This window comes from Streptomyces brevispora (genome assembly GCF_007829885.1).
GTDB classification, from domain to species: domain Bacteria; phylum Actinomycetota; class Actinomycetes; order Streptomycetales; family Streptomycetaceae; genus Streptomyces; species Streptomyces brevispora.
In genome coordinates this window covers 3,560,887-3,579,699 of the sequence record NZ_VIWW01000001.1, presented here as the reverse complement: position 1 = coordinate 3,579,699, position 18,813 = coordinate 3,560,887, and the positions used below count along the sequence as shown (strand labels likewise).

At 70.0% G+C, this 18,813-nt stretch carries 22 protein-coding genes and 1 pseudogene; 15 read left to right on the top strand and 8 right to left on the bottom strand.

The window, feature by feature from the left end; translation table 11 throughout:
- Positions 1–111: 111 nt before the first annotated feature.
- The 8 genes from FHX80_RS16710 (at position 112) to FHX80_RS16675 (ending at position 7,685) form a co-directional block, all read left to right on the top strand.
- Entirely contained in the window at positions 112–1,671 is a 1,560-nt protein-coding gene (locus tag FHX80_RS16710; RefSeq protein ID WP_145764912.1) for an ATP-binding protein, read from the top strand.
- Positions 1,668–2,105 (top strand): roadblock/LC7 domain-containing protein, encoded by a 438-nt coding sequence (locus FHX80_RS16705; protein WP_145764911.1) that lies wholly within the window; start codon positions 1,668–1,670, stop codon positions 2,103–2,105. Before FHX80_RS16710 ends, FHX80_RS16705 begins: the two co-directional genes overlap by 4 nt.
- Complete coding sequence (locus FHX80_RS16700; protein ID WP_145764910.1) at positions 2,102–2,467, top strand: DUF742 domain-containing protein; 366 nt, start codon at positions 2,102–2,104, stop codon at positions 2,465–2,467. Before FHX80_RS16705 ends, FHX80_RS16700 begins: the two co-directional genes overlap by 4 nt.
- Entirely contained in the window at positions 2,448–3,098 is a 651-nt protein-coding gene (locus FHX80_RS16695) for a GTP-binding protein (RefSeq protein ID WP_145764909.1), read from the top strand. The genes FHX80_RS16700 and FHX80_RS16695 overlap by 20 nt, the downstream gene beginning before the upstream one ends.
- Positions 3,095–4,372, top strand: a complete 1,278-nt coding sequence (locus tag FHX80_RS16690; RefSeq protein WP_145764908.1) for a cytochrome P450 — start codon at positions 3,095–3,097, stop codon at positions 4,370–4,372. Before FHX80_RS16695 ends, FHX80_RS16690 begins: the two co-directional genes overlap by 4 nt.
- Positions 4,369–5,577: a cytochrome P450 family protein gene (locus tag FHX80_RS16685; RefSeq protein ID WP_145764907.1), complete on the top strand. Its 1,209-nt coding sequence runs from the start codon at positions 4,369–4,371 to the stop codon at positions 5,575–5,577. The genes FHX80_RS16690 and FHX80_RS16685 overlap by 4 nt, the downstream gene beginning before the upstream one ends.
- 119 nt (positions 5,578–5,696) lie before the next feature.
- Positions 5,697–6,815 carry a phosphoserine transaminase gene (gene serC / locus FHX80_RS16680; RefSeq protein ID WP_145764906.1) on the top strand — a complete coding sequence of 373 codons (1,119 nt, stop codon included), beginning with the start codon at positions 5,697–5,699 and terminating at the stop codon, positions 6,813–6,815.
- 159 nt (positions 6,816–6,974) lie between these two features.
- Positions 6,975–7,685 (top strand): Uma2 family endonuclease, encoded by a 711-nt coding sequence (locus tag FHX80_RS16675; RefSeq protein ID WP_145764905.1) that lies wholly within the window; start codon positions 6,975–6,977, stop codon positions 7,683–7,685.
- A gap of 15 nt (positions 7,686–7,700) precedes the next feature.
- On the opposite strand, the gene FHX80_RS16670 is transcribed toward FHX80_RS16675, so the two are convergent.
- From FHX80_RS16670 to FHX80_RS16660, 3 genes are all read right to left on the bottom strand, one after another.
- The gene (locus FHX80_RS16670; protein ID WP_145767337.1) at positions 7,701–8,606 is read right to left on the bottom strand and encodes a S41 family peptidase; all 906 of its coding nucleotides are present in this window, start codon (positions 8,604–8,606) and stop codon (positions 7,701–7,703) included.
- A 107-nt stretch (positions 8,607–8,713) separates the two neighbouring features.
- The gene (locus tag FHX80_RS16665) at positions 8,714–9,229 is read right to left on the bottom strand and encodes a GNAT family N-acetyltransferase (protein WP_145764904.1); all 516 of its coding nucleotides are present in this window, start codon (positions 9,227–9,229) and stop codon (positions 8,714–8,716) included.
- A 63-nt stretch (positions 9,230–9,292) separates the two neighbouring features.
- Positions 9,293–10,279, bottom strand: coding sequence for an esterase-like activity of phytase family protein (locus FHX80_RS16660; RefSeq protein WP_145764903.1), 987 nt, complete (start codon positions 10,277–10,279; stop codon positions 9,293–9,295).
- Between FHX80_RS16660 and FHX80_RS16655 the strand changes: the two genes are divergently transcribed.
- Positions 10,278–11,096: a GDSL-type esterase/lipase family protein gene (locus tag FHX80_RS16655; protein WP_244318303.1), complete on the top strand. Its 819-nt coding sequence runs from the start codon at positions 10,278–10,280 to the stop codon at positions 11,094–11,096. The genes FHX80_RS16660 and FHX80_RS16655 overlap by 2 nt on opposite strands.
- On the opposite strand, the gene FHX80_RS16650 is transcribed toward FHX80_RS16655, so the two are convergent.
- The 3 genes from FHX80_RS16650 to FHX80_RS16635 form a co-directional block, all read right to left on the bottom strand.
- Positions 11,032–11,661, bottom strand: a complete 630-nt coding sequence (locus tag FHX80_RS16650; protein ID WP_145764902.1) for a helix-turn-helix domain-containing protein — start codon at positions 11,659–11,661, stop codon at positions 11,032–11,034. The two genes, FHX80_RS16655 and FHX80_RS16650, sit on opposite strands and share 65 nt — an antisense overlap.
- A 95-nt stretch (positions 11,662–11,756) precedes the next feature.
- Entirely contained in the window at positions 11,757–12,413 is a 657-nt protein-coding gene (locus FHX80_RS16645) for a TetR/AcrR family transcriptional regulator (protein WP_145764901.1), read from the bottom strand.
- A gap of 838 nt (positions 12,414–13,251) precedes the next feature.
- Positions 13,252–13,677, bottom strand: coding sequence for a hypothetical protein (locus tag FHX80_RS16635; protein ID WP_244318302.1), 426 nt, complete (start codon positions 13,675–13,677; stop codon positions 13,252–13,254).
- 28 nt (positions 13,678–13,705) lie between these two features.
- Between FHX80_RS16635 and FHX80_RS36595 the strand changes: the two are divergent.
- The 4 genes and pseudogenes from FHX80_RS36595 to FHX80_RS16620 form a co-directional block, all read left to right on the top strand.
- A pseudogene (locus FHX80_RS36595) lies at positions 13,706–13,921 on the top strand (helix-turn-helix domain-containing protein); the annotation flags it as partial.
- Positions 13,922–14,005: 84 nt separating this feature from the next.
- Entirely contained in the window at positions 14,006–14,575 is a 570-nt protein-coding gene (locus tag FHX80_RS16630) for a DUF5753 domain-containing protein (RefSeq protein ID WP_341874042.1), read from the top strand.
- Positions 14,565–14,744: a DUF397 domain-containing protein gene (locus tag FHX80_RS16625; RefSeq protein WP_145764899.1), complete on the top strand. Its 180-nt coding sequence runs from the start codon at positions 14,565–14,567 to the stop codon at positions 14,742–14,744. Before FHX80_RS16630 ends, FHX80_RS16625 begins: the two co-directional genes overlap by 11 nt.
- Before the next feature lie 4 nt (positions 14,745–14,748).
- Entirely contained in the window at positions 14,749–15,360 is a 612-nt protein-coding gene (locus FHX80_RS16620) for a hypothetical protein (RefSeq protein WP_145764898.1), read from the top strand.
- A gap of 193 nt (positions 15,361–15,553) precedes the next feature.
- Here the strand turns inward: FHX80_RS16620 and FHX80_RS16615 are convergent, their stop codons facing one another.
- Complete coding sequence (locus FHX80_RS16615; protein ID WP_145764897.1) at positions 15,554–16,243, bottom strand: DUF4232 domain-containing protein; 690 nt, start codon at positions 16,241–16,243, stop codon at positions 15,554–15,556.
- Positions 16,244–16,569: 326 nt separating this feature from the next.
- Between FHX80_RS16615 and FHX80_RS16610 the strand changes: the two genes are divergently transcribed.
- On the top strand, positions 16,570–17,352 hold the full coding sequence (locus FHX80_RS16610) for a polysaccharide deacetylase family protein (RefSeq protein WP_145764896.1): 783 nt from the start codon (positions 16,570–16,572) through the stop codon (positions 17,350–17,352).
- Between the two features lie 264 nt (positions 17,353–17,616).
- Here the strand turns inward: FHX80_RS16610 and FHX80_RS16605 are convergent, their stop codons facing one another.
- Positions 17,617–18,108 (bottom strand): hypothetical protein, encoded by a 492-nt coding sequence (locus tag FHX80_RS16605; protein ID WP_145764895.1) that lies wholly within the window; start codon positions 18,106–18,108, stop codon positions 17,617–17,619.
- Positions 18,109–18,332: 224 nt separating this feature from the next.
- Here FHX80_RS16605 and FHX80_RS16600 point away from each other — a divergent pair, with 224 nt between their 5' ends.
- Positions 18,333–18,794, top strand: coding sequence for a DUF2871 domain-containing protein (locus FHX80_RS16600; protein ID WP_145764894.1), 462 nt, complete (start codon positions 18,333–18,335; stop codon positions 18,792–18,794).
- Positions 18,795–18,813 lie beyond the last annotated feature (19 nt).

Below are 18,813 nucleotides of genomic sequence, written 5' to 3'. Positions count from 1 at the left end.
TGACTGAGACTTGTCTGGGAATAATCTGTTCCAGTTGTCGCATTTGCTCTCTCCCGTACCGACTCGTCCGAACCGTCCCGTCCGTCACCGTCCGCCCCCCAAGGACTCCGCTTGCGCCCCTCAACCAGGCCGACCGCACTGGCCCTGCTGGTCACGGTGGCCATCACCGGATCACTGTGCCTCTGGGCGGTCGTCGCCGCCCCCGACTCGGCCAGGACCGCTGTGGCATGGGGGGCGGGAGCCGCCGCCGTGCTGCTGTCCGTCTCCGTCGCCACCACCGTCCACGCCCGCGCCACGGTGCGCCGACTGCGGGCGATGCACGCGGCCGAGAGCAGCCGGTTCACCGCCGAGACCTCACGGATGGTGTCGGCCTCCGCCTACGACGCCCAGCGGTTCACCGCCGAAACGGCGAGGATGAAATCGGCTGCCGCCGCCGAGAACGCCAGGCTCACCGAGCAGGCCGCGGCCGACGTCAAGCGGTTCACCGCCGAGAACGCCAGGCTCAAGGCCCGCGTCTCCCGCAGCGAGACCGAACGCTCCGCCGCCATCGCCGCGTGCGCCAACGCCGCGGGCCGGATGCAGGCACTCGCCACGAGCATGCTCGCCGACCTGCGCGACATGGAGAACCGGCACGCCTCCGAGGACGTCCTGGGCGATCTGCTGCACCTGGACCACCGCACCGCCCAGGCGGGCCGGCTGGCCGACTCCATCGCCGTGCTGACCGGTGCGCGTTCCGGACGCCGCTGGGCGAAGCCCATCGTCATGGAATCCATCCTGCGCGGCGCGATGGGCCGGATCAGCGGCTACCAGCGCATCCGTCTCCACTCCACCAGTGATGTCGCCGTCGCCGGGCACGCCGCCGAGGGCGTCATGCACGCGCTGGCCGAACTCCTCGACAACGCGGCGAACTTCTCGCCCCCCACGGCCGAGGTCCACGTGTACGTGGAAGAGGTGCCGGCCGGCATCGTGCTGACCGTCGAGGACAGCGGTCTGGTCATGAGCGATGTGCAGCTGCGCCGCGCCGAGAGCGCCGTCTCCGCGACCAACCAGGACCTGGCCGGCCTCTCCGGCACCCGGCTCGGCCTCGCCGTCGTCGGCCGGCTGGCCCGCAAGCACGGGCTGACGGTCTCGTTCCGGCCGTCGGCGCGCGGCGGTACGGGCGCGCTGATGATGCTCCCGCAGGAGATCATCACCAGAACCCCGGCGCAGGCACCGGCCTCGGCATCGGCCCCGGCATCGTTGTCGACCCCGACACCGGCACCGGCACCGACGCGGGAACCCGCTGCCACGCCGGTGACCGCTCCCCCGCGTGAGCCCGAGCCGGTCCACGCGTCCGGAGCCGACCGGACCGACCAGGCAGACCAGGGAGACCACACCGTGGCCCCGGACGGCTCCCGCACCCAGGACATCCCGCGCCCCGACTCCGCGTCGGAGACCACCGGCGGCCTCCCCCGGTTCGGCGAGAGCGGCCTCCCCAAGCGCTCCCGCGGCCGCACCCTGGCCGCCGCCGAGTCCCGCGCCAGGGCTGCCGGTGAATCCGACGCCGACGCAACCGACGGACCGAACCCCCGGACCCGTACGTCCGACCCCAAGGCCCAGGCAGCCCGCTTCAGCAGCTTCCGCCAGGCCGTACGGCCCAACTCACCGCACCCGGAAGGCAACACCCGATGACCGCGACCACGGACGAGAAGCTCAACTGGCTGCTGGAGGGGCTCCTTGAGCGCACCCCCGGCGCCCGCCACGCCCTCGTGCTGTCCAGGGACGGCCTGAAACTGTGCCGGACCCCCGAGCTCTCCGTCGACCAGGCTGACCAGCTGGCCGCGATCTCGGCCGGCATCCAGAGCCTGTCGCACGGCGCGTCCGTCGAGTTCGGCGACGGCACCGGCGGCGTACGGTCCGCGATGACCGAGTTCTACGGCGGCGTGCTGTTCATCGTGGAGGCGGGTGCGGGCGCCCATCTCGCCGTCGTCGCCTCCGAGGACGCCGATGTCGGCCTCGTCGGGCACAACATGAGCGAGCTCGTCGAGCAGCTCGGCGAACACCTCGTCGCCCCGCCGCGCGAACCCTCCGAGACCACCGGGACCACCGAGAAAACGGCCGTATGACGCCGCGTCCCCGTCCCGGCCGGGACGACGCCCCGGACCGGCTGTACACCCTCACCGGGGGCCGCAGCCACTCCGATTCGGCCGCCTTCGACCTGGTGACGCTCGTCGTCTCGGAATGCGAACCGGCCCCCGGTATGCAGTCGGAGCACGTCGCGATCCTGCGGATGTGCGAACGGCCCACCGCGGTCGTCGAGATCGCCGCGAGCCTGAACCTGCCGGTCAGCATCGTGCGCATCCTGCTGTGCGACCTGCTCGACACCGGCAGGATCAGCGCCCGTCATCCTCGTACCGCACGCGTCGCGGACCGGCTCCCCGACCCCGACATCCTGGAACAGGTGCTCGTTGGACTCCGCAACCTCTGACCGTGCCGCCCTGCAGGCCACGGCCGACAACGGACTGAAAATAGTCGTCGTCGGTGGCTTCGGGGTAGGCAAGACCACCATGGTCCGATCCGTGAGCGAGATCCGTCCGCTCAACACGGAGGAGACGATGACCCGCGCGGGCGAGGCGGTCGACCACCTCGACGGCGTGCAGTCGAAGACGTCCACCACCGTCGCCTTCGACTTCGGCCGGATCACCCTCGACGCACGCTCGGTGCTGTACCTGTTCGGCGCACCCGGCCAGGAGCGCTTCTGGTTCCTTTGGGACCGGCTGTTCTCCGGGACGCTCGGTGCCGTCGTACTCGTCGACACCCGGCGCCTCGCCGACTCCTGGTACGCCATCGACCGGCTGGAGCACCACGGCACGCCGTTCATCGTGGCGTGCAACGACTTCGGCGGCCCGCTCCACACCGAGCAGCAGATCCGTGAGGCGCTCGACCTCTCCGAGGACGTACCGCTCGTGGAGTGCGACGCCCGGGACCGGTCCTCCAGCAAGTACGTACTGATCACCCTGGTGGAGCACCTCTACGCCCTCTCCAAGGGCACGATCAGCTCCTCCGCCGCCGCCCGTCCGGAATCCACGCCGGAGAAGACCCCGGAGCACACCACGTGACCCAGCCCACCGAACCACCCCCGGGCTGCCCGGCGCACGGCCGCGTGCCCCTGTCCGGGCCACGGTTCCAGACCGAACCCACCCAGCTGTACCGGGAGATGCGCCGCGACCACGGCGCCGTGGCGCCCATCGCCCTGGACGGCGACATTCCGGCCTGGCTGGTGCTCGGCTACCGCGAGCTGCACCAGGTCACCAGTGACCCGGTGCTGTTCAGCCGCGACTCCGACCTGTGGAACCAGTGGGTGCACATCCCCGACGACTGGCCGCTGCTGCCGATGATCGGCCGCAAACAGCCGTCGATCCTCTACACGGTCGGCCCCCGGCACGTCGAGCGCGCCCGCATGATCAGCGACGCCCTGGACGCGGTCGACCCGTTCGCCCTCAAGCGTTACGCGGAGGAGTTCGCCGACGAGCTGATCGACCGGTTCTGCTCCAGGGGCGGGACCGACATCATCGCCGAGTACGCGATGCTGCTCCCGGCCCGCGTCCTGGCACGGATCTACGGCTTCAGCGACGAGGTCGGCGACGCGCTCGTCGGCTCGATCAACGACATGATCGACGGCCGGGAGCGCGCGCTCGCCGGCCAGCAGCACCTCGCCACCTCGATGTTCCAGCTGCTGGCCGACAAGCACGCCGAACCCGACGACGACGTCGCGACCCGGATGCTGGCCGACCCCGGCGGCTTCACGGACGAGGAGATCGCCCAGGACCTGATGGTCATGATGGCCGCGGGCCACCAGCCGACCGCCGACTGGATGGGCAACTCGCTGCGGCTGATGCTCACCGACGACCGCTTCGCCGCCTCGCTCTCGGGCGGCCGGCACAGCGTCGCCGAGGCCATGAACGAAGTGCTGTGGGAGGACACCCCGACGCAGAACATCGCGGGCCGCTGGGCCTCACGCGACACCCACCTCGGGGGCCGCCACATCCAGGCGGGCGAACTGCTCGTCCTGAGCTTCGCCGCCGCCAACGCCGACCCGCAGGTCCGCACCGACGGCTCCGCGCTGACCGGCGGCAACAACGCGTTCCTGTCCTTCGGCCACGGCGAGCACCGCTGCCCCTTCACGGCCCAGGAGACCGCCGAGGTCATCGCCCGTACCGGCATCGAGGTACTGCTCGACCGCCTCCCGGACATCGACCTCGCCGTCCCCGCCGCACAGCTCACCCGACGCCCGTCCCCCTGGCTGCGGGGACTGACGGACCTGCCCGTCGCCTTCACACCCACCCCTGCCACGGGACCCGCCACAGGATCTGCCATCGGAGGCCAGCAATGACCCGGATCGTCCTCGACCCCTTCGTCACCGACCTCGACGGCGAGAGCGCCGCGCTGCGCGCCGCGGGCCCGCTCGCCGAGGTGGAACTGCCGGGCGGGGTGAACTGCTACGCGGTCACCCACCACGCCGAGGCGCGGCAGCTGCTGACCGACACCCGGATCGTGAAGGACATCAACGTCTGGGGCGCCTGGCAGCGCGGCGAGATACCCCTGGACTGGCCGCTGATCGGCCTCGCCAACCCGGGCCGCTCCATGCTGACCGTCGACGGAAGCGACCACCGCCGGCTCCGCACGCTGGTGGCGCAGGCCCTGACGGTGAAGCGGGTGGAACGGCTGCGCACCGGCATCGAGGCGCTCACGACCGCGAGCCTGGACCGCCTCGCGGCCCTGCCCAAGGGCGAAAAGATCGACCTGAAGGCGGAGTTCGCCTACCCGCTGCCGATGAACGTCATCAGCGAACTGATGGGCGTCGACGCGGCCGACCACCCCCGCCTCAAGGAACTGTTCGAGAAGTTCTTCTCGACGCAGACGCCGCCGGAGGAGGTCCCGCAGATGATGGCGGACCTCGGCGCGCTCTTCACGAAGATCGTCGACAGCAAGCGGGCCGTGCCGGGCGACGACCTGACCAGCGCCCTGATCGCGGCCTCCGAGGACGGCGACCACCTCAGCAACGAGGAGATCGTCAACACCCTCCAGCTGATCATCGCGGCCGGCCACGAGACCACGATCAGCCTGATCGTGAACGCTGTCGTCGCCCTCCAGACCCACCCCGAGCAGCGCAAGCAGGTGCTCGGCGGCGAGGTGCCGTGGGACAACGTCATCGAGGAGACCCTGCGCTGGAACACCCCGACCTCACACGTCCTGATCCGCTTCGCGACCGAGGACGTACCGGTCGGCGACAAGGTCCTCCCCAAGGGCGAGGCCCTGATCGTCTCGTTCGGCGCGCTGGGCCGCGACGAGCAGCAGTACGGGCCGACCGCCGCCGAGTTCGACGTCACCCGCTCCCCCAACCGCCACATCGCCTTCGGTCACGGCCCGCACGTCTGCCCGGGTGCCGCACTGTCCCGGCTGGAGGCGGGGGTCGCACTCCCCGCGCTCTACGAGCGCTTCCCGGAGCTCGACCTCGCGGTCCCCGCATCCGAGCTGCGCAACAAGCCGATCGTCACCCAGAACGACCTGTTCGACCTCCCGGTCGAACTGGGCTGACCGGCACACCCGGCGAGCATCCGACGGGGCGCGCGATCCGGCATCCACGAACCGGATCGCGCGTCTCATCCGACGGACAGGATGCGTAGCCGCCGTACCGAGGGGCTACGCTCCGAGTCGTGGCCGACATCCAGATTCCCGCTGACATCAAGCCCACCGACGGACGCTTCGGCGCCGGTCCTTCCAAGGTTCGGACGGAGGCGCTCGACGCGCTGGCCGCCACCGGAACCTCGCTCCTCGGTACATCCCACCGCCAGGCTCCGGTGAAGAACCTGGTCGGCGCGGTACGTGACGGAGTGCGCGACCTCTTCTCCCTCCCCGAGGGCTACGAGGTGATCCTGGGCAACGGCGGCTCCACCGCCTTCTGGGACATCGCGACGCACGGTCTGATCGAGTCGAAGTCCCAGCACCTCAACTTCGGTGAGTTCTCCTCGAAGTTCGCGAAGGCCGCCAAGCTCGCCCCGTGGCTGGCCGACCCGACCGTCATCGCCTCCGACCCGGGCACCCACCCGGACCCGAAGGCCGAGGCGGGCGTCGACGTCTACGCCTTCACCCACAACGAGACCTCGACCGGTGTCGCCGCGCCCGTCAAGCGCGTCGCGGGTGCCGACGAGGGCTCCCTGGTCCTGGTGGACGCCACCTCCGGCGCGGGCGGCCTGCCGGTCGACATCGCCGAGACGGACGTCTACTACTTCGCCCCGCAGAAGTCCTTCGCCTCCGACGGCGGCCTGTGGATCGGCGTCTTCTCCCCGGCGGCCCTGGAGCGCGCGGCCCGCGTCCACGCCTCCGGGCGTCACATCCCGGAGTTCTTCTCGCTGCCCACGGCGATCGACAACTCCCTGAAGAACCAGACGTACAACACCCCGGCCCTGGCCACGCTGTTCCTCCTGAACGAGCAGCTGACCTGGATGAACACCCAGGGCGGCCTGGAGTTCACCACCGGCCGCACGGCCGCCTCGTCGGGCCACCTGTACGGCTGGGCCGAGGACTCCAAGTACGCGACCCCGTTCGTCACCGACGCGGCCAAGCGCTCGCAGGTCATCGGCACCATCGACTTCGCGGACGAGATCGACGCCGCCGCCGTCGCCAAGGTGCTGCGTGCCAACGGCATCGTCGACACGGAGCCGTACCGCAAGCTGGGCCGCAACCAGCTGCGCGTGGCGATGTTCCCGGCGATCGACCCGTCGGACGTCCAGGCGCTGACGGCGTGCATCGACTACGTGATCGAGAAGCTGTAGCGGTACCTCTTACGCGTACGGAACGGCCCTGCACACGAGATCACGCGTGCAGGGCCGTTTCTGCTTCACTCGACAGGGTGGCGCGGTGCGTACACGCCGCATACGGGCACACAGTCCTACGATGATGTTCTCGACATCAGCCCTTTCAGGAGGCCCGCAATGTGTGCAGCGGCAGTCGAGCACCCTTGCGACGGTGAGCCGGATCGGCCGGAGCGGCCGGAGCCCGAATCGCTGCTCGAGAGCGCCAACAGGCTCTCGGAGCAGCTCCCGGGTCACCGCGTCGAGATCATCGGAGACGTCATCACCGTGGCCCCGTCCCCGGACGGCGCGCACGCGAATGCGCTGACCTCGCTCATGATCCCTTTCCTCACAGCAGGCCTCCACGGCGGGGAATCCAAGGTTCTGCAGGCTGTCGGGGTATGGCTGCCCAGCGGCTCCTCGGACTACGCCATCCCGGACCTGGCCGTCGTCGACGCCGACTTCGACGAGCACGTGGTCGAGAACAACTGCTACGACCCCGCCGCCTTCCGCCTCGTCCTTGAGGTCACCTCCGGCAACTACCAGAACGACCTGCGGAACAAGGTCGCGGCCTACGCCAACGCCAAGATCCCCGTCTACGTCATCCTCGACCGCAAGCACGGCCGCGTCCACGTCCTCACGGAGCCCCTCGCCGGCGGGTACGACACCCACCAGGTGTACGCGCCCGGCCACAGCCTCACGCTCCCCGACTCGATCGGCGCCGAGGTCGCGCTCGACGTCACCGCCCTGGTGGCGGCGGGCCGCCCCCGCCCGAAGCCGAAGCCCGAGCAGGAACCGGAGCCGTCGCCGTCGCCGTCGCCGTCGCAGGAGCAGGAGCCGTCCGAGGGCTGAGTGCCGGTCGCCCGGTCAGGGGGCCCTACGGCAGGCTTTCTGCTTCCTGAGCCAGTCCGTCGCTTCCTCCAGGGCCTGGTCGTGCCCCCGAGTCTCGGGGACCTCCACGTCCGGTTCGACGGGCCCGTTGTAGAGCCGCCCGTTCCGGTCGGCCTCACGGGCCACGGTCAGGATGACCAGCGCACCGTCGGACAGCTCGTACGACGCGTTCGCGGTGGGGACACCCGCGGTCGCCTCCCCGAACGTGCGGGTGTCCGGGCGGCCCCGGAACGCGATCGTGACGGCCTCCGCGGCGCTCGCCGTCCTCCGGCTGGTCAGGACGGCGACCGGTGGCGCTGGACGGGCCAGCGGCTTCGCCGGGCCCCACTTGTCCAGGTACTGGCGGGGGGTGCCGTTCCTGAGCGTCCAGGGGGACTTCTTGCCGTCCGCGTAGACGACTGACCCGACCGTGCCGTCGCCCAGTACCGGGCCCACGGCGGCGAGCGGCCCCCACATGTCTCCGCCGTGGTTGCTCCGCAGGTCGATGATCCAGCCGCAGACGCCCTGACCGTCGAGCTCGGCGACGGTCGAGCGCGCGGAGCGGACGTAGGGGGCGGCGACCCGGTCGGAGGGTTCCGGGGGGAGTATCAGCTGGCCGATGCTCCCGGCGAGCCGGTGCCCCTCGGGGAGTATCAGGTCGTCGGCCGGTGTGTTCAGGTTCTCGGGGGCCGCCTCAGGGTCGTAGAACGTGCTGTGCTCGTCGTTCAGGTCCCGGAGCCCCTGCCGGATCGCCCGGTAGGTGTCGGACGGTGTCCGTGCCTGCCGGGCCTCCGCGAAGGCGTCCTGCCGGAGCTTCGGCCAGTCCACGTCCTCGGTGACCAGGGCGTGCTTCTCCATCACGTCCAGGGCCGAGGCGAGATAGGCGCGCGCCTTCGGCGCCATCCTGTCCTCGGGACCGCCGGCGTCGGTGTCGGAGGCCGTGCATCCCGCCACCGCCGCCAGCACGACGGAGGCGAGGGCCACCGACGACAGGACCCGGAACCGGCCCCTCATCGCGCGTCCAGACGCCACCGCACCTCGCTGTCCTCCCACTCCTCGGTCCGCACCAGCCCCGCAGCGGCGGCCACCGCGGCGGAGGCCGCGTGGTCGGGGTGGATGTGGGCGACGACCGTGCGCACCGCTCTCCCGTCCAGCAGGTGCGCCACGAGGCCCACGGCTGCTTCCTTGGCGTAGCCGCGGCCCTGCCATCCGGACCCGATCACCCAGGCGATCTCGGCCTGCGCGTCGGTCAGGTTCACCGTGGCCTGCGCGTAGCCGACCAGGCAGTCGTCGCCGCGCACCCTGAGCACCCAGTTCCACCACCGCTCGGCCGGGTCCGGGGAGCCGGCCGACTGGCGGGCGTAGCGGATCCGCAGGGCGTCCGTGTCCTCCGGGGCGCCGCCGGTGAAGGTGTGCAGGGCCGGGTCGGCGAGTACGGACGCCATCTCGCCGGCGTGCGCCACCCGCAAGGGCTCGGCGTCCAGGCGGGAGGTGGAGAAGGGCACAGGCCCGGTGTCAGTCGTCATGATCGGATGATCTTACTTCTGGGCAGGGCCGGGCTCCGGGCGCGGCGGGCGTCCGCGCGGCTGTCAGCCCTTCCTGCGCCGCCTGCCCAGGAGCAGCAGCAGACCGATCCCGGCGAGCACCGCGATCCCGATCAGCGTGGTGCCCTTCACCGGCGCGCCGCCGCCGTCGCTCCCCGCCCCGGCGGACGACGGCGACTTCACCCCGGTACGGCCCGATTCGCCGCCGTTCTTCAGGTCCACCCGCACCACATCGCTCCGCACACCCTCGGAGCCGTACATGAGCGCCGAGCCGTCAGCCGTGTACGTGACCGACTCGGCCTGCCTCAGCAGCGGGGACTGAACCGGGTAGTCCTTCCCGAGCCGGCCGTTCTCGAACGTGTAGCCACGTGCGCTGAAGTACGAGCGCAGCACCAGTTCCTTCCCGTCCGGCGAGAACGCCCCGTCCGTCACCCAGGGCACCTCGCCGACCCGCCGGAAGATGTTGTCGGAGCCGGTCGTGAGCTTGGCGGGCCCCTCGTAGAGCCCGCCGCCGTCCTCGTTCTTCGAGGCGATGAACACGCGCCCGGTCTTCGGGTGGACCATCAGCGACTCCGCGTTGCGCGGGCCGTCCGCGTACTTCACGTCGAACTGCGTCGCGCGGACCGTCGCGTCACGCAGCACCTTCGGCTCGGGGAAGCGGTAGATCCAGACGTGGTCCCAGCTGCCGTTCAGGTTGTCGCCGATGTCCCCGACGTACAGGTTCCCGTCGGGTCCGAGCGAGATCGCCTCCACGTCGCGCGGCTCCCCGACACCCTTCATGGTGATCGTCGCGACGGTCTTCCCGGTGCGGGAGTCGACGGCGAAGACGTACGGGCCGTCGTCGCTGTCGTTGTGCGTCCAGTAGATCCCCGGATGGGCACGGCTGGCGGCAAGGCCGCTGGACTCGGTGATCCGCGGGTCCAGGATCGTGAAGCTCTGGTCGGCCCCGCCGTCATCGGCCACGGCGGGCGCCGCCACCGCGAGGGACAGGAGCGCGGCGGTGCCGAGGGCAGTCAGTCGATACGAGCGCATGGCACAAGTGTCCATCGTCACGTCGCAGGCCGGAGCCATGATCCGCGATGATGACGCCATGCGTTTCATGTTCGTCGGCGATTCCATGACCATCGGACGCGCCGGCGACTTCACCTGGCGCTACCGCATGTGGCAGCACCTCGAAGCATCCTTCGACGGCCCCTACGCGATCGTCGGCCCGCGCACCGAGCTGTACGACACCGCGACGGGCACCCCGGTCTCGTACGCGTACGGCGCCCCGGCCTTTCCCGCCGACGCCCGCCACCACCTGGCCGGCTGGGGCGAGGGCTGGCTGCACATGGCCCCGGTGATCGCGGACACGGTCGCCGCGCACCGCGCGGACATCCTGCTCGTCTCGCTCGGCCTGATAGACCTCGGCTTCTACACGGACAGCGGGCAGACCGCACGCAACGCCCGCGCGTTCCTCGCGGCGGCCCGCACCGCGAACCCGCGCATCAGGTGCGTGCTGCTCCCCGTCATACCGAACATCCGGGCCGAGTCCGACGCCCCCTTCGCCGCCGAGTGCGACCGCTTCAACGAACTCCTCGCCAAGGCCGTGGCCGACCTCGACGAACCGATGTCCCCGATCCTGCTGGCGTCACGGCCGCCGGGCTACGACATCCACACGGACACCTACGACGGCACGCACCCCGGCCCGTCCGGGGAGCACCGGCTCGCGGCCGCCTACGCCGACGCGATGCACCAGGCGTGGGGGCTGGGCGGGGCGTACGTCCCGCCGGCGGACCGGTCCGTCACTGCTTCCCCGCCGGTTTCGCCCGTACGTGCATCCGCTCCCCCTGCGGTCCGAACAGGCTGAGAAACTCCACCGGTTCCGGACCGACGTTGCCCCACCAGTGCGGTGTACGCGTGTCGAACTCGGCCACCTCTCCCGCCGACAGCACCAGATCGTGCTCGCCGAGCACCAGCCGCAGCCGCCCCGACAGCACGTACAGCCACTCGTACCCCTCGTGCACCCGCTGCTCCACCGGCCCCGGCGGGCCGGTCAGGCCCGGCATGACCTGCTTGTACGCGTTCACCCCGCCGATGTGCCGGGTCAGCGGCACGAACGTCATGCCGTGCCGGTTGAACGGGCGGAACGTGACCCGCGGATCGCCGGTGTCCGGCGCGCCGACGAGCTCGTCCAGCTGCACCCCGTACGCCTTGGCCAGCGGGAGCAGCAGCTCCAGGGTCGGCTTGCGGCCCCCGGACTCCAGCCGGGAGAGCGTGCTGAGCGAGATCCCGGTGGTCTCGCTCAGCTGGGCCAGCGTCGTACCGCGCTCCGTCCGCAGCGCGCGCAGCCGCGGCCCCACGCCCGTCAGGACGGCCGAGAACTCGTCGTCCACCGTGTCGCCGTCCTGCGGCCCGTGCTCGTGTGCTGCCATTCCTCCATCATGCCGCCGCTTGCCGATCCGGCAAGCGGCCTTGTCATGCGGCAGCGCCGGACGGCTCTGCCAGGCGGCTCTGCCAGGCGGCTCTGTCAGGCGGAGGTCTCGGGAGGGGCGCTCGGACCGATCATGGCCAGCGACATCCGGGTCAGCTCACTGGTCAGCCAGTCGGACGGCACCTGGCGCGGACGGCGCCCGTGGTGGGCGAGGAGCTCGTCGACGGAACGCGTCAGCACCTTCACGACGACCGTGAGATCACCGTCGAGCCCATGGCCCCGCTGCGCGGCGCGCTCGGCCTCACGGGTCAGGAACTCGACCCACACCGTCCGCCACATCGTGAGGTGGTCGTCCATCGCCCGGCTCACCCCGAGCACCTCGACGAACGCCACCCGCGCCGCCTGCGGGTCCCGCGTGACGACCCGCACATAGGCGTCGAACAGTCTGCGGATCCGTTCCTCCGTCGAACAGGTCTCGATGCCCTCCGCCGAGAGCTCCACCTCGGCCGCACGCATCCCGCCGATCGCCACCTCGTCGTACAGATCGACGAGAAGCGCCTCACGCGATTCGAACTCACGGTAAAAATCACGCAGTTGTACGTGCGCCGCGGCGCAGAGATCCTCGACGGAGGTACGGGCGTACCCGTACACGGCGAACAAGGTACGCCCGGCCGCCATCAGTTGCGCACGGCACCGCGCCGGGTCCCTTGTCGCCCGAGCTCCGTCCCACTGGTCAACCATGGTGTCCACCATCGGTCCTCCTCAGTCCGTCCAGGCCCCTGGGCCCACTCTCCTCGCTCCACCGCGTCAGTGGTGGAACCGCCACACCAGCGAACGGCCGTACGCCTCAGCCGGCACCGCCGGACACGTCCTGCGCGAGGACTGCCGCGACCCGCTCCCGCCAGGGCAACGGTTCGGACGCCTCGAAGTCCTCGCCCCGATCGGGGGCGTAGACGGGCCACTTGGCGGCCGACTTCGGCCTCCGGTTCGCTCTCCACGGACTCGGTCGCTTTGCGAACCACTTCGGAGGGTGGGTGGGTTGAGTTCTTCTCACGTTCTTCATCCACCGGTAGGTAACCACCGGCCGACCGAGTACCCGGATGACCGACCGTCGGATGGTGACTACTCGGTCCCACCTGCGGTGATTCCGCTCTCGCGTCCCGGAACCTCCGGGCCTCCCCGTCGGAGAGCGACACGTTGCTGACGAGCTGATCGGTCACCCACAGCCCTCCGTCGCCCTGCCGCCGCCACTCGTGCACGAACCCGTCTTCCTTGAGCTGGGCCTTCGCCTTCTGGTACGCACGCCCGGTGATCCCGATCCACTTGGCGTGATCGCTCAACGCCCGCTCGGCCCGCCCCGGGGGCAGCCCCTGCACGTAGGTGATCAAGACCTTCGCGTCGCTGCCGAGGCGCGGATGCCGGATGACGTCATGGGACGCCTTCACATAGCCGTAGGACGGCGAGATAGCATGAAAAAGCATTCTCGGTGGACCTCGAATATCCATCGTGGGGTGAAGGCCCTCGGTCAGGTGTTGGTAGCACCTCCGGGGGCCGCCCCATGCGCGGATGCGCACGGAGCGTAATGACGCGATCACGGTACATCACACTTCTCCGCTTCCACCACACCGTTCAGCAGCTCGAACAACAGTTCCGCATCCACGAACGGGACTTGGGCGGTGGGCCGCGAACGCCAGTCCAGCGGATACGTCAGCCCCTCCAGCGCGGGCACCCCGACGAACGCCGCCCCCTCCCGCACCAACGCCTCGGCCCCGACGGGCCATCGGTACGCGCGGGCACTGCCTGGCGGCAGCAGGAAGTACATGCTCCGCTCCCCGATCGAGGACCGGATGATGGGGCCCGCCCGGAAGTCCGTGAACTGCATGACCTCGTACGCCACTTGCTCGCCCAGCAGGCCGATGATCCGTACGGCGTCGAAGTGAATCCCGGCATGGCGCAGGGCGTGCCCGTTCACGGGAATCCAGGAGGGCATCAGGTCAGGTGAAGTTTTCGGTTCCATACGCAAAGCGTCGGCGCCCGCACGTACCGTGACCAGGGACACGAGGCGTCTGTGCACTGCTGTGCGCGGAGGGGGAAGAGCTGTGCATTCCAGTAATCACGGGGGCGGTAACTCCGAGACGTTCGGGGCGCTACTGCGATTCTTCCGCGAGCGGGCGGGCCTCTCACAGGAGGCGTTGGGCAGGAAGATTGGTTTCTCCAAGTCACAGGTGGCGATGGTGGAACGGGGGGACCGTCCGCCCAGGGGTGACTTCGTCGCGCGCGCAGACGACGTTCTCGGTGCACAAGGTGCACTGACTGCGGCTGGAGCGACACTGCGGAGCAGCCATTTGGCCTCATGGTTCGCGGAGTTCGCGCAGGTGGAGACGAGAGCCTGCGCTCGCCACCAGTACGAGACGCACGCGGTGCCCGGCCTCCTTCAGACCGAGGAGCACGCCCGCGCGGTCTTCACCAACCACTACCCGTCACTCGACGACGAGCAGATCGAGGGGCGGGTCGCGGCCCGGATGGAGCGGCAAGCACTCCTGACCCGGAGGCCAGCACCTGACATCGGCTTCGTGCTGGAGCTGCATCCACTGACCCGGCCCATCGGCGGCAGCCAGGCGCGAAAGCGCCAGCTCCTGCACATCCTTGACATCGCACAGCTGCGGAACGTGCAGATCCAGGTCATGGCACCGGACCGCACGACCCATGCCGGTCTCAACGGCCCCTTCGTCCTGCTGGAGACGGCGGAACGAAGCCGCCTCGCCTACGTCGAGGGCCAGAGCGGAAGCTTCTTCGTCAGTGAACAGCCGGACCTGGGAAACCTGTTCGGGAAGTATGGGATTCTGCGGGCGCAGGCGCTCAGTCCCGAAGCGTCGATGAAACTGATCGAAGAGGCGGCAGAGAATGAGCACTGAACTCCACTGGTTCAAGAGCAGCTACAGCGGCGACCAGGGCGGGGACTGCATAGAGGTGGCCACCGGCCCCCACGCGATCCGCATCCGCGACTCCAAGGACCTCACCGTCCCCTCCCTCAGCGTCTCCCCCGCCGCCTGGTCGGCCTTCCTCAAGTACACGGTGGTCTAGCACGATGTCCTGGTTCGACGAACTGCCCGAGGTGATCACCCGAGCCGACTTCGGGCAACTGGTGGCGCGGCCGCCGCGCAATATCGAACTCATGGCGTCCAGAGGGCTGGCCGCTGATCCGCTGGCCCGCAATCGCAACAAGTTCGTCTGGGAGGAGGAGGCCGCACTCGGCTGGTTCCGCTCCCTCCAGGAGCACGCGGTGATCGTGCCCGCGAACAACCAGGCCATGACCGATCTCGCCGCGCACGGCGCATACGTATGCCCTCACGACAGCAAGCACGTGGGGCTCGCCCGTCCCAAGATGCTCGTGATGTACCGGCCGGGCGGCAAGGGGCTGGTCTTCGGCGTCGATGCGGTCGAGACCGTCAACCAGAACATCGACGGGACGCGCGGCACGACCGCGCAGACGCGGCAGATCACGCGCGACGGAGAGGCCCTGGACTTCTGGAAGCGCCCGTGGACCGTCTTCCACCTCAGAGAGGCCGGCACGATCGGAAAGGTCTCACCCGGCATCCAGCAGGGACGCTACCTGCGGCTGGACGACGTCCTGGACGCGCTGACGACCGACCACCTCGTGGTCCCCACGCTCGACGAGGCGTTCCCCGCCCGGAAGTAGGCGGCGGCATCCTCCCCGACCGGGAGCCCGCCCGGGACCGCATCGGACACGACCCGGCGCCCTTCGCCAACTGGGCATCCCCGAGCCGAGGTTGACCGGACCTCGCCGTCCGCTGCCGCGCATCGCGGCAGCCCTTCGTCCGACCTCGGCCCATCATGAGGAAGACATCCACGGCCCCGGATCACGGGCCGGGTCAGCTGCCCTGACCGGCGCTTCCGACCGGGCCGACCTTCACCGGGGAGCCGCCGTCCTCCGTGACGGGCAGCGTGGCGGCGCCCGGCCACTGGAGGGTGACCGTCTTCGTCTCGTTCGGCGGGGTCACCAGCAGACCCGTGATGCGGACACCGGAGCCGCCCGAGTCGTTGGCCGGGTAGTTGATGGGGAAGGCCACCGACTCCCCGCTCTTGAGGGTGAACGACGTGGGCTCCTGACCCGTGCGCTTCGCGGACAGCGGCCCCGCGTTCGTCTTCAGATCGACGCCCGCGTACCCGGACATCGCACAGTCCGTGCCGATGTTCTTCATCGTCACCGCGACGGTGAGATCGGGGTCGCCGTCGATGGTGTTGTCCGCCGCCGTGATCTTCAGCCCGTCGGTGCGGCACGTGCCGACCTTGCCGGCCTTGCCGTTCGCGCCGGAACCGGACCCGGACCCGGAGGCCGCGTCCTTCCCGCCGGAGCTGTCCCCGGAGGCCTTGTCCTCTTCGCCGCCCTGCTCGCCGCCCGTGGCCGACGCGCCGGGCGAGGCATCCGTCTGACCGGCCGGAGTGGCGGACGAGGTGCCCTGAGCGGCGTCCGCGTCAGCGTCCTGGCATGCCGTCATCAGCATGGCTCCGCCGACGAGGAGTGCGGAGACGAGGAAGGCCTTGCGACGGTTGCCGTACATGAAAGTCCCCTTGGTGTGCGGTCGTTGACGCCGAAACGGTTTCGGCTCCCCGGTGCTTGCTTGATCACTATGACGAGCCTGCGAACCGAGGGGATAGCGACGTCGCCGTTCCACGACACCGTTGTCACGGAGCGGTGACACGGTCACGCGGCGAAGGAGCCGTCCGCCGTACAGGGGTGCTGTTCGCGGAGAGTTGTCCGCAGACTTTCCCGGAAATGTCCCTGATCGGTAACGCGCGCATCCCTTTGCCCGCGCGCCTCGTCCTGTCAGGTGGTCGCAAGGTGACCGGGGACCATCGACGAGGCACTGCGCGAAAAGGGGCGGACATGGCACGGCACGCGGGCGGGCGGAGCTGGTACGGCAAAGTGGTCGGGGCGGCGCTCGGGGTGACGATGCTCGCCACGGGTGCCTCGGTGTGGACCGCGCAGGCCGGGCCCGCGGGCGCCTCGTCACCGAAGGCCACCGCGTCGGCCTCGCCGGCCGCGCCGGGCAAGGGCGGCAAGCCGGTCTCGAAGACCATCGTGCACGCCTCGGACGCGGGGAAGCGCGGCATCAACCTCACCATCGACGACGGCCCCGACCCCGTGTGGACCCCTCAGGTGCTCGACCTGCTCCGCACGTACCAGGTGAAGGCCACGTTCTGCATGGTGGGGACGCAGGCGCAGGCCCATCCGGACCTCGTGAAGAAGGTGGTCGCGGCCGGGCACCGGCTGTGCAACCACACCGTGTCGCACAACACCGCCATGGACAAGGCCTCCCAGACCTACCAGTCGCAGCAGATACTCGACGCCGAACGCATGATCACCAAGGCGTCCGGGGGCGTACGGTCGATGTACTACCGGGCGCCCGGCGGAGCCTTCACCCCGTACAGCCGCACGCTCGCCGCCTCCCGGGGCATGCGCCCGCTGGGCTGGAACGTGGACACCAAGGACTTCGAGCACCCCGGCACTGACGCCATCATCGCCACCGTCGAGAGGGAACTGCCCAACGGGCCGACGCTCCTCTTCCACGACGCGGGCGGCGACCGCACCCAGACCGTCGAGGCCCTGCGCACCCTCCTGCCCCGGCTCAAGGAGCAGGGCTACACCTTCGGCTTCCCGGTGCGCTGAGAGCCTGTCGGGTGACCTTCGATCGGATAGCGGACGCGGTCTGGTGCGTGCGATTCCAAGGCGGCGGGATGTCCTCGTAGCGGAGCTTACTAGGACATTTCGGCAACGCGGGAAGCGTGCGTGCCAGGGCGTGGCCGCCCGATCAGAGGTCACCCGACAGGCCCTGAGCCCCGGCAAGGGCGTGAGCGGCGGGCGGGCTGCGTCGGTCGGTGCCGCGGCCGGGCTCGTCGATCTGCGGACGCGACGCCGCGTCGGCCGGGGCATTCAGCGCTCCGGGAACCGCTCCCCGCACGCGCCGCAGTACTTCGGCGCCGACTCCTGCGACATCCGGCCGCACTCCGGGCACACCCGGTCCAGGGAGCACGGGGCCTCGCCGCCCTCCCCCGCGAACACCGTCGGCTTGATGGTGAGACCCGGGCGGCGGCGGTGGACCGTGAGGTAGGCGAGGCCGTCCGGCCCGGCGGCCAGGGCGCGCCGGGAGGTGCGGGGCAGCCAGGTGACCGTCGTCGGGGTCAGGTCCAGGGGGGTGCCGTCGCCGCCCGGGGTGAGACGGCCGCTGCCCGCGAGGACCACGAGGAGCACGTCCAGTACGTCCTCCTGGTGCTCGCCGACCTCCGCGCCCGGCGGAAGGCGCACCAGATTGGCGTCCAGCTCCCGCCCCTGCTCGGACAGTTGCCAGATGGCCCCGCGGGCGTCGGGGGCTGTGGAGGCGAGCAGATCGTCAAGTACGGCCAGGACCTCAGGAGTCGCGTTCACCCTTCTACGCTACGCCGCCGGGCGAAGCGGCAGATCAGGCCGACGCGGTCCGCCCGAAAGCAGCCGGCCCGAGGGGTGGATCGCCGCACTCTCCGCCTCGCGGAGCGGGAGACCCGACACGCGAAACCCCGCGAAACGAACACCTGTTCCGATGAAATCGCCTTGCGGAACTGCCTGAACCGCTTGAATGGACGCGCCGAGACTCGGTTCAGGGGGGAATAAAAGTGCGGAAATCCTACTACGCGGCACACGTCTACATGATCGTAGGCGTGCTCTCGGGGCTCTTCTACCGAGAGTTCACGAAGATGAAGGACTTCACCGGCGATTCGCAACTGGGACTCATGCACACCCACTTGCTGACCCTGGGCATGATCGCCTTCCTCATCGTCCTCGTCCTCGACAAGGTCTTCCAGCTCTCGGGGACGAGGCTCTTCACCGCGTTCTTCTGGTTCTACAACGCCGGCCTCGTCATCTCGACGGGGATGATGGGAGTGCACGGGATCTTGACCGTGCTCGGTCGCGACGAGGACCACATCTCCGAGGTGGTGCCGCTGACCGCCGGATTCGGGCACATCCTGCTGACCGTCGGCCTCATCCAGTTGTTCGTGCTGCTCGGCAAGCGCGTCAACGAGCACGTGCGGCCGTCCGGGACGAAAAGCGAGCAGGCCGAGACCGCATCCATGTGAGAATTCCGGCGCCGACGCG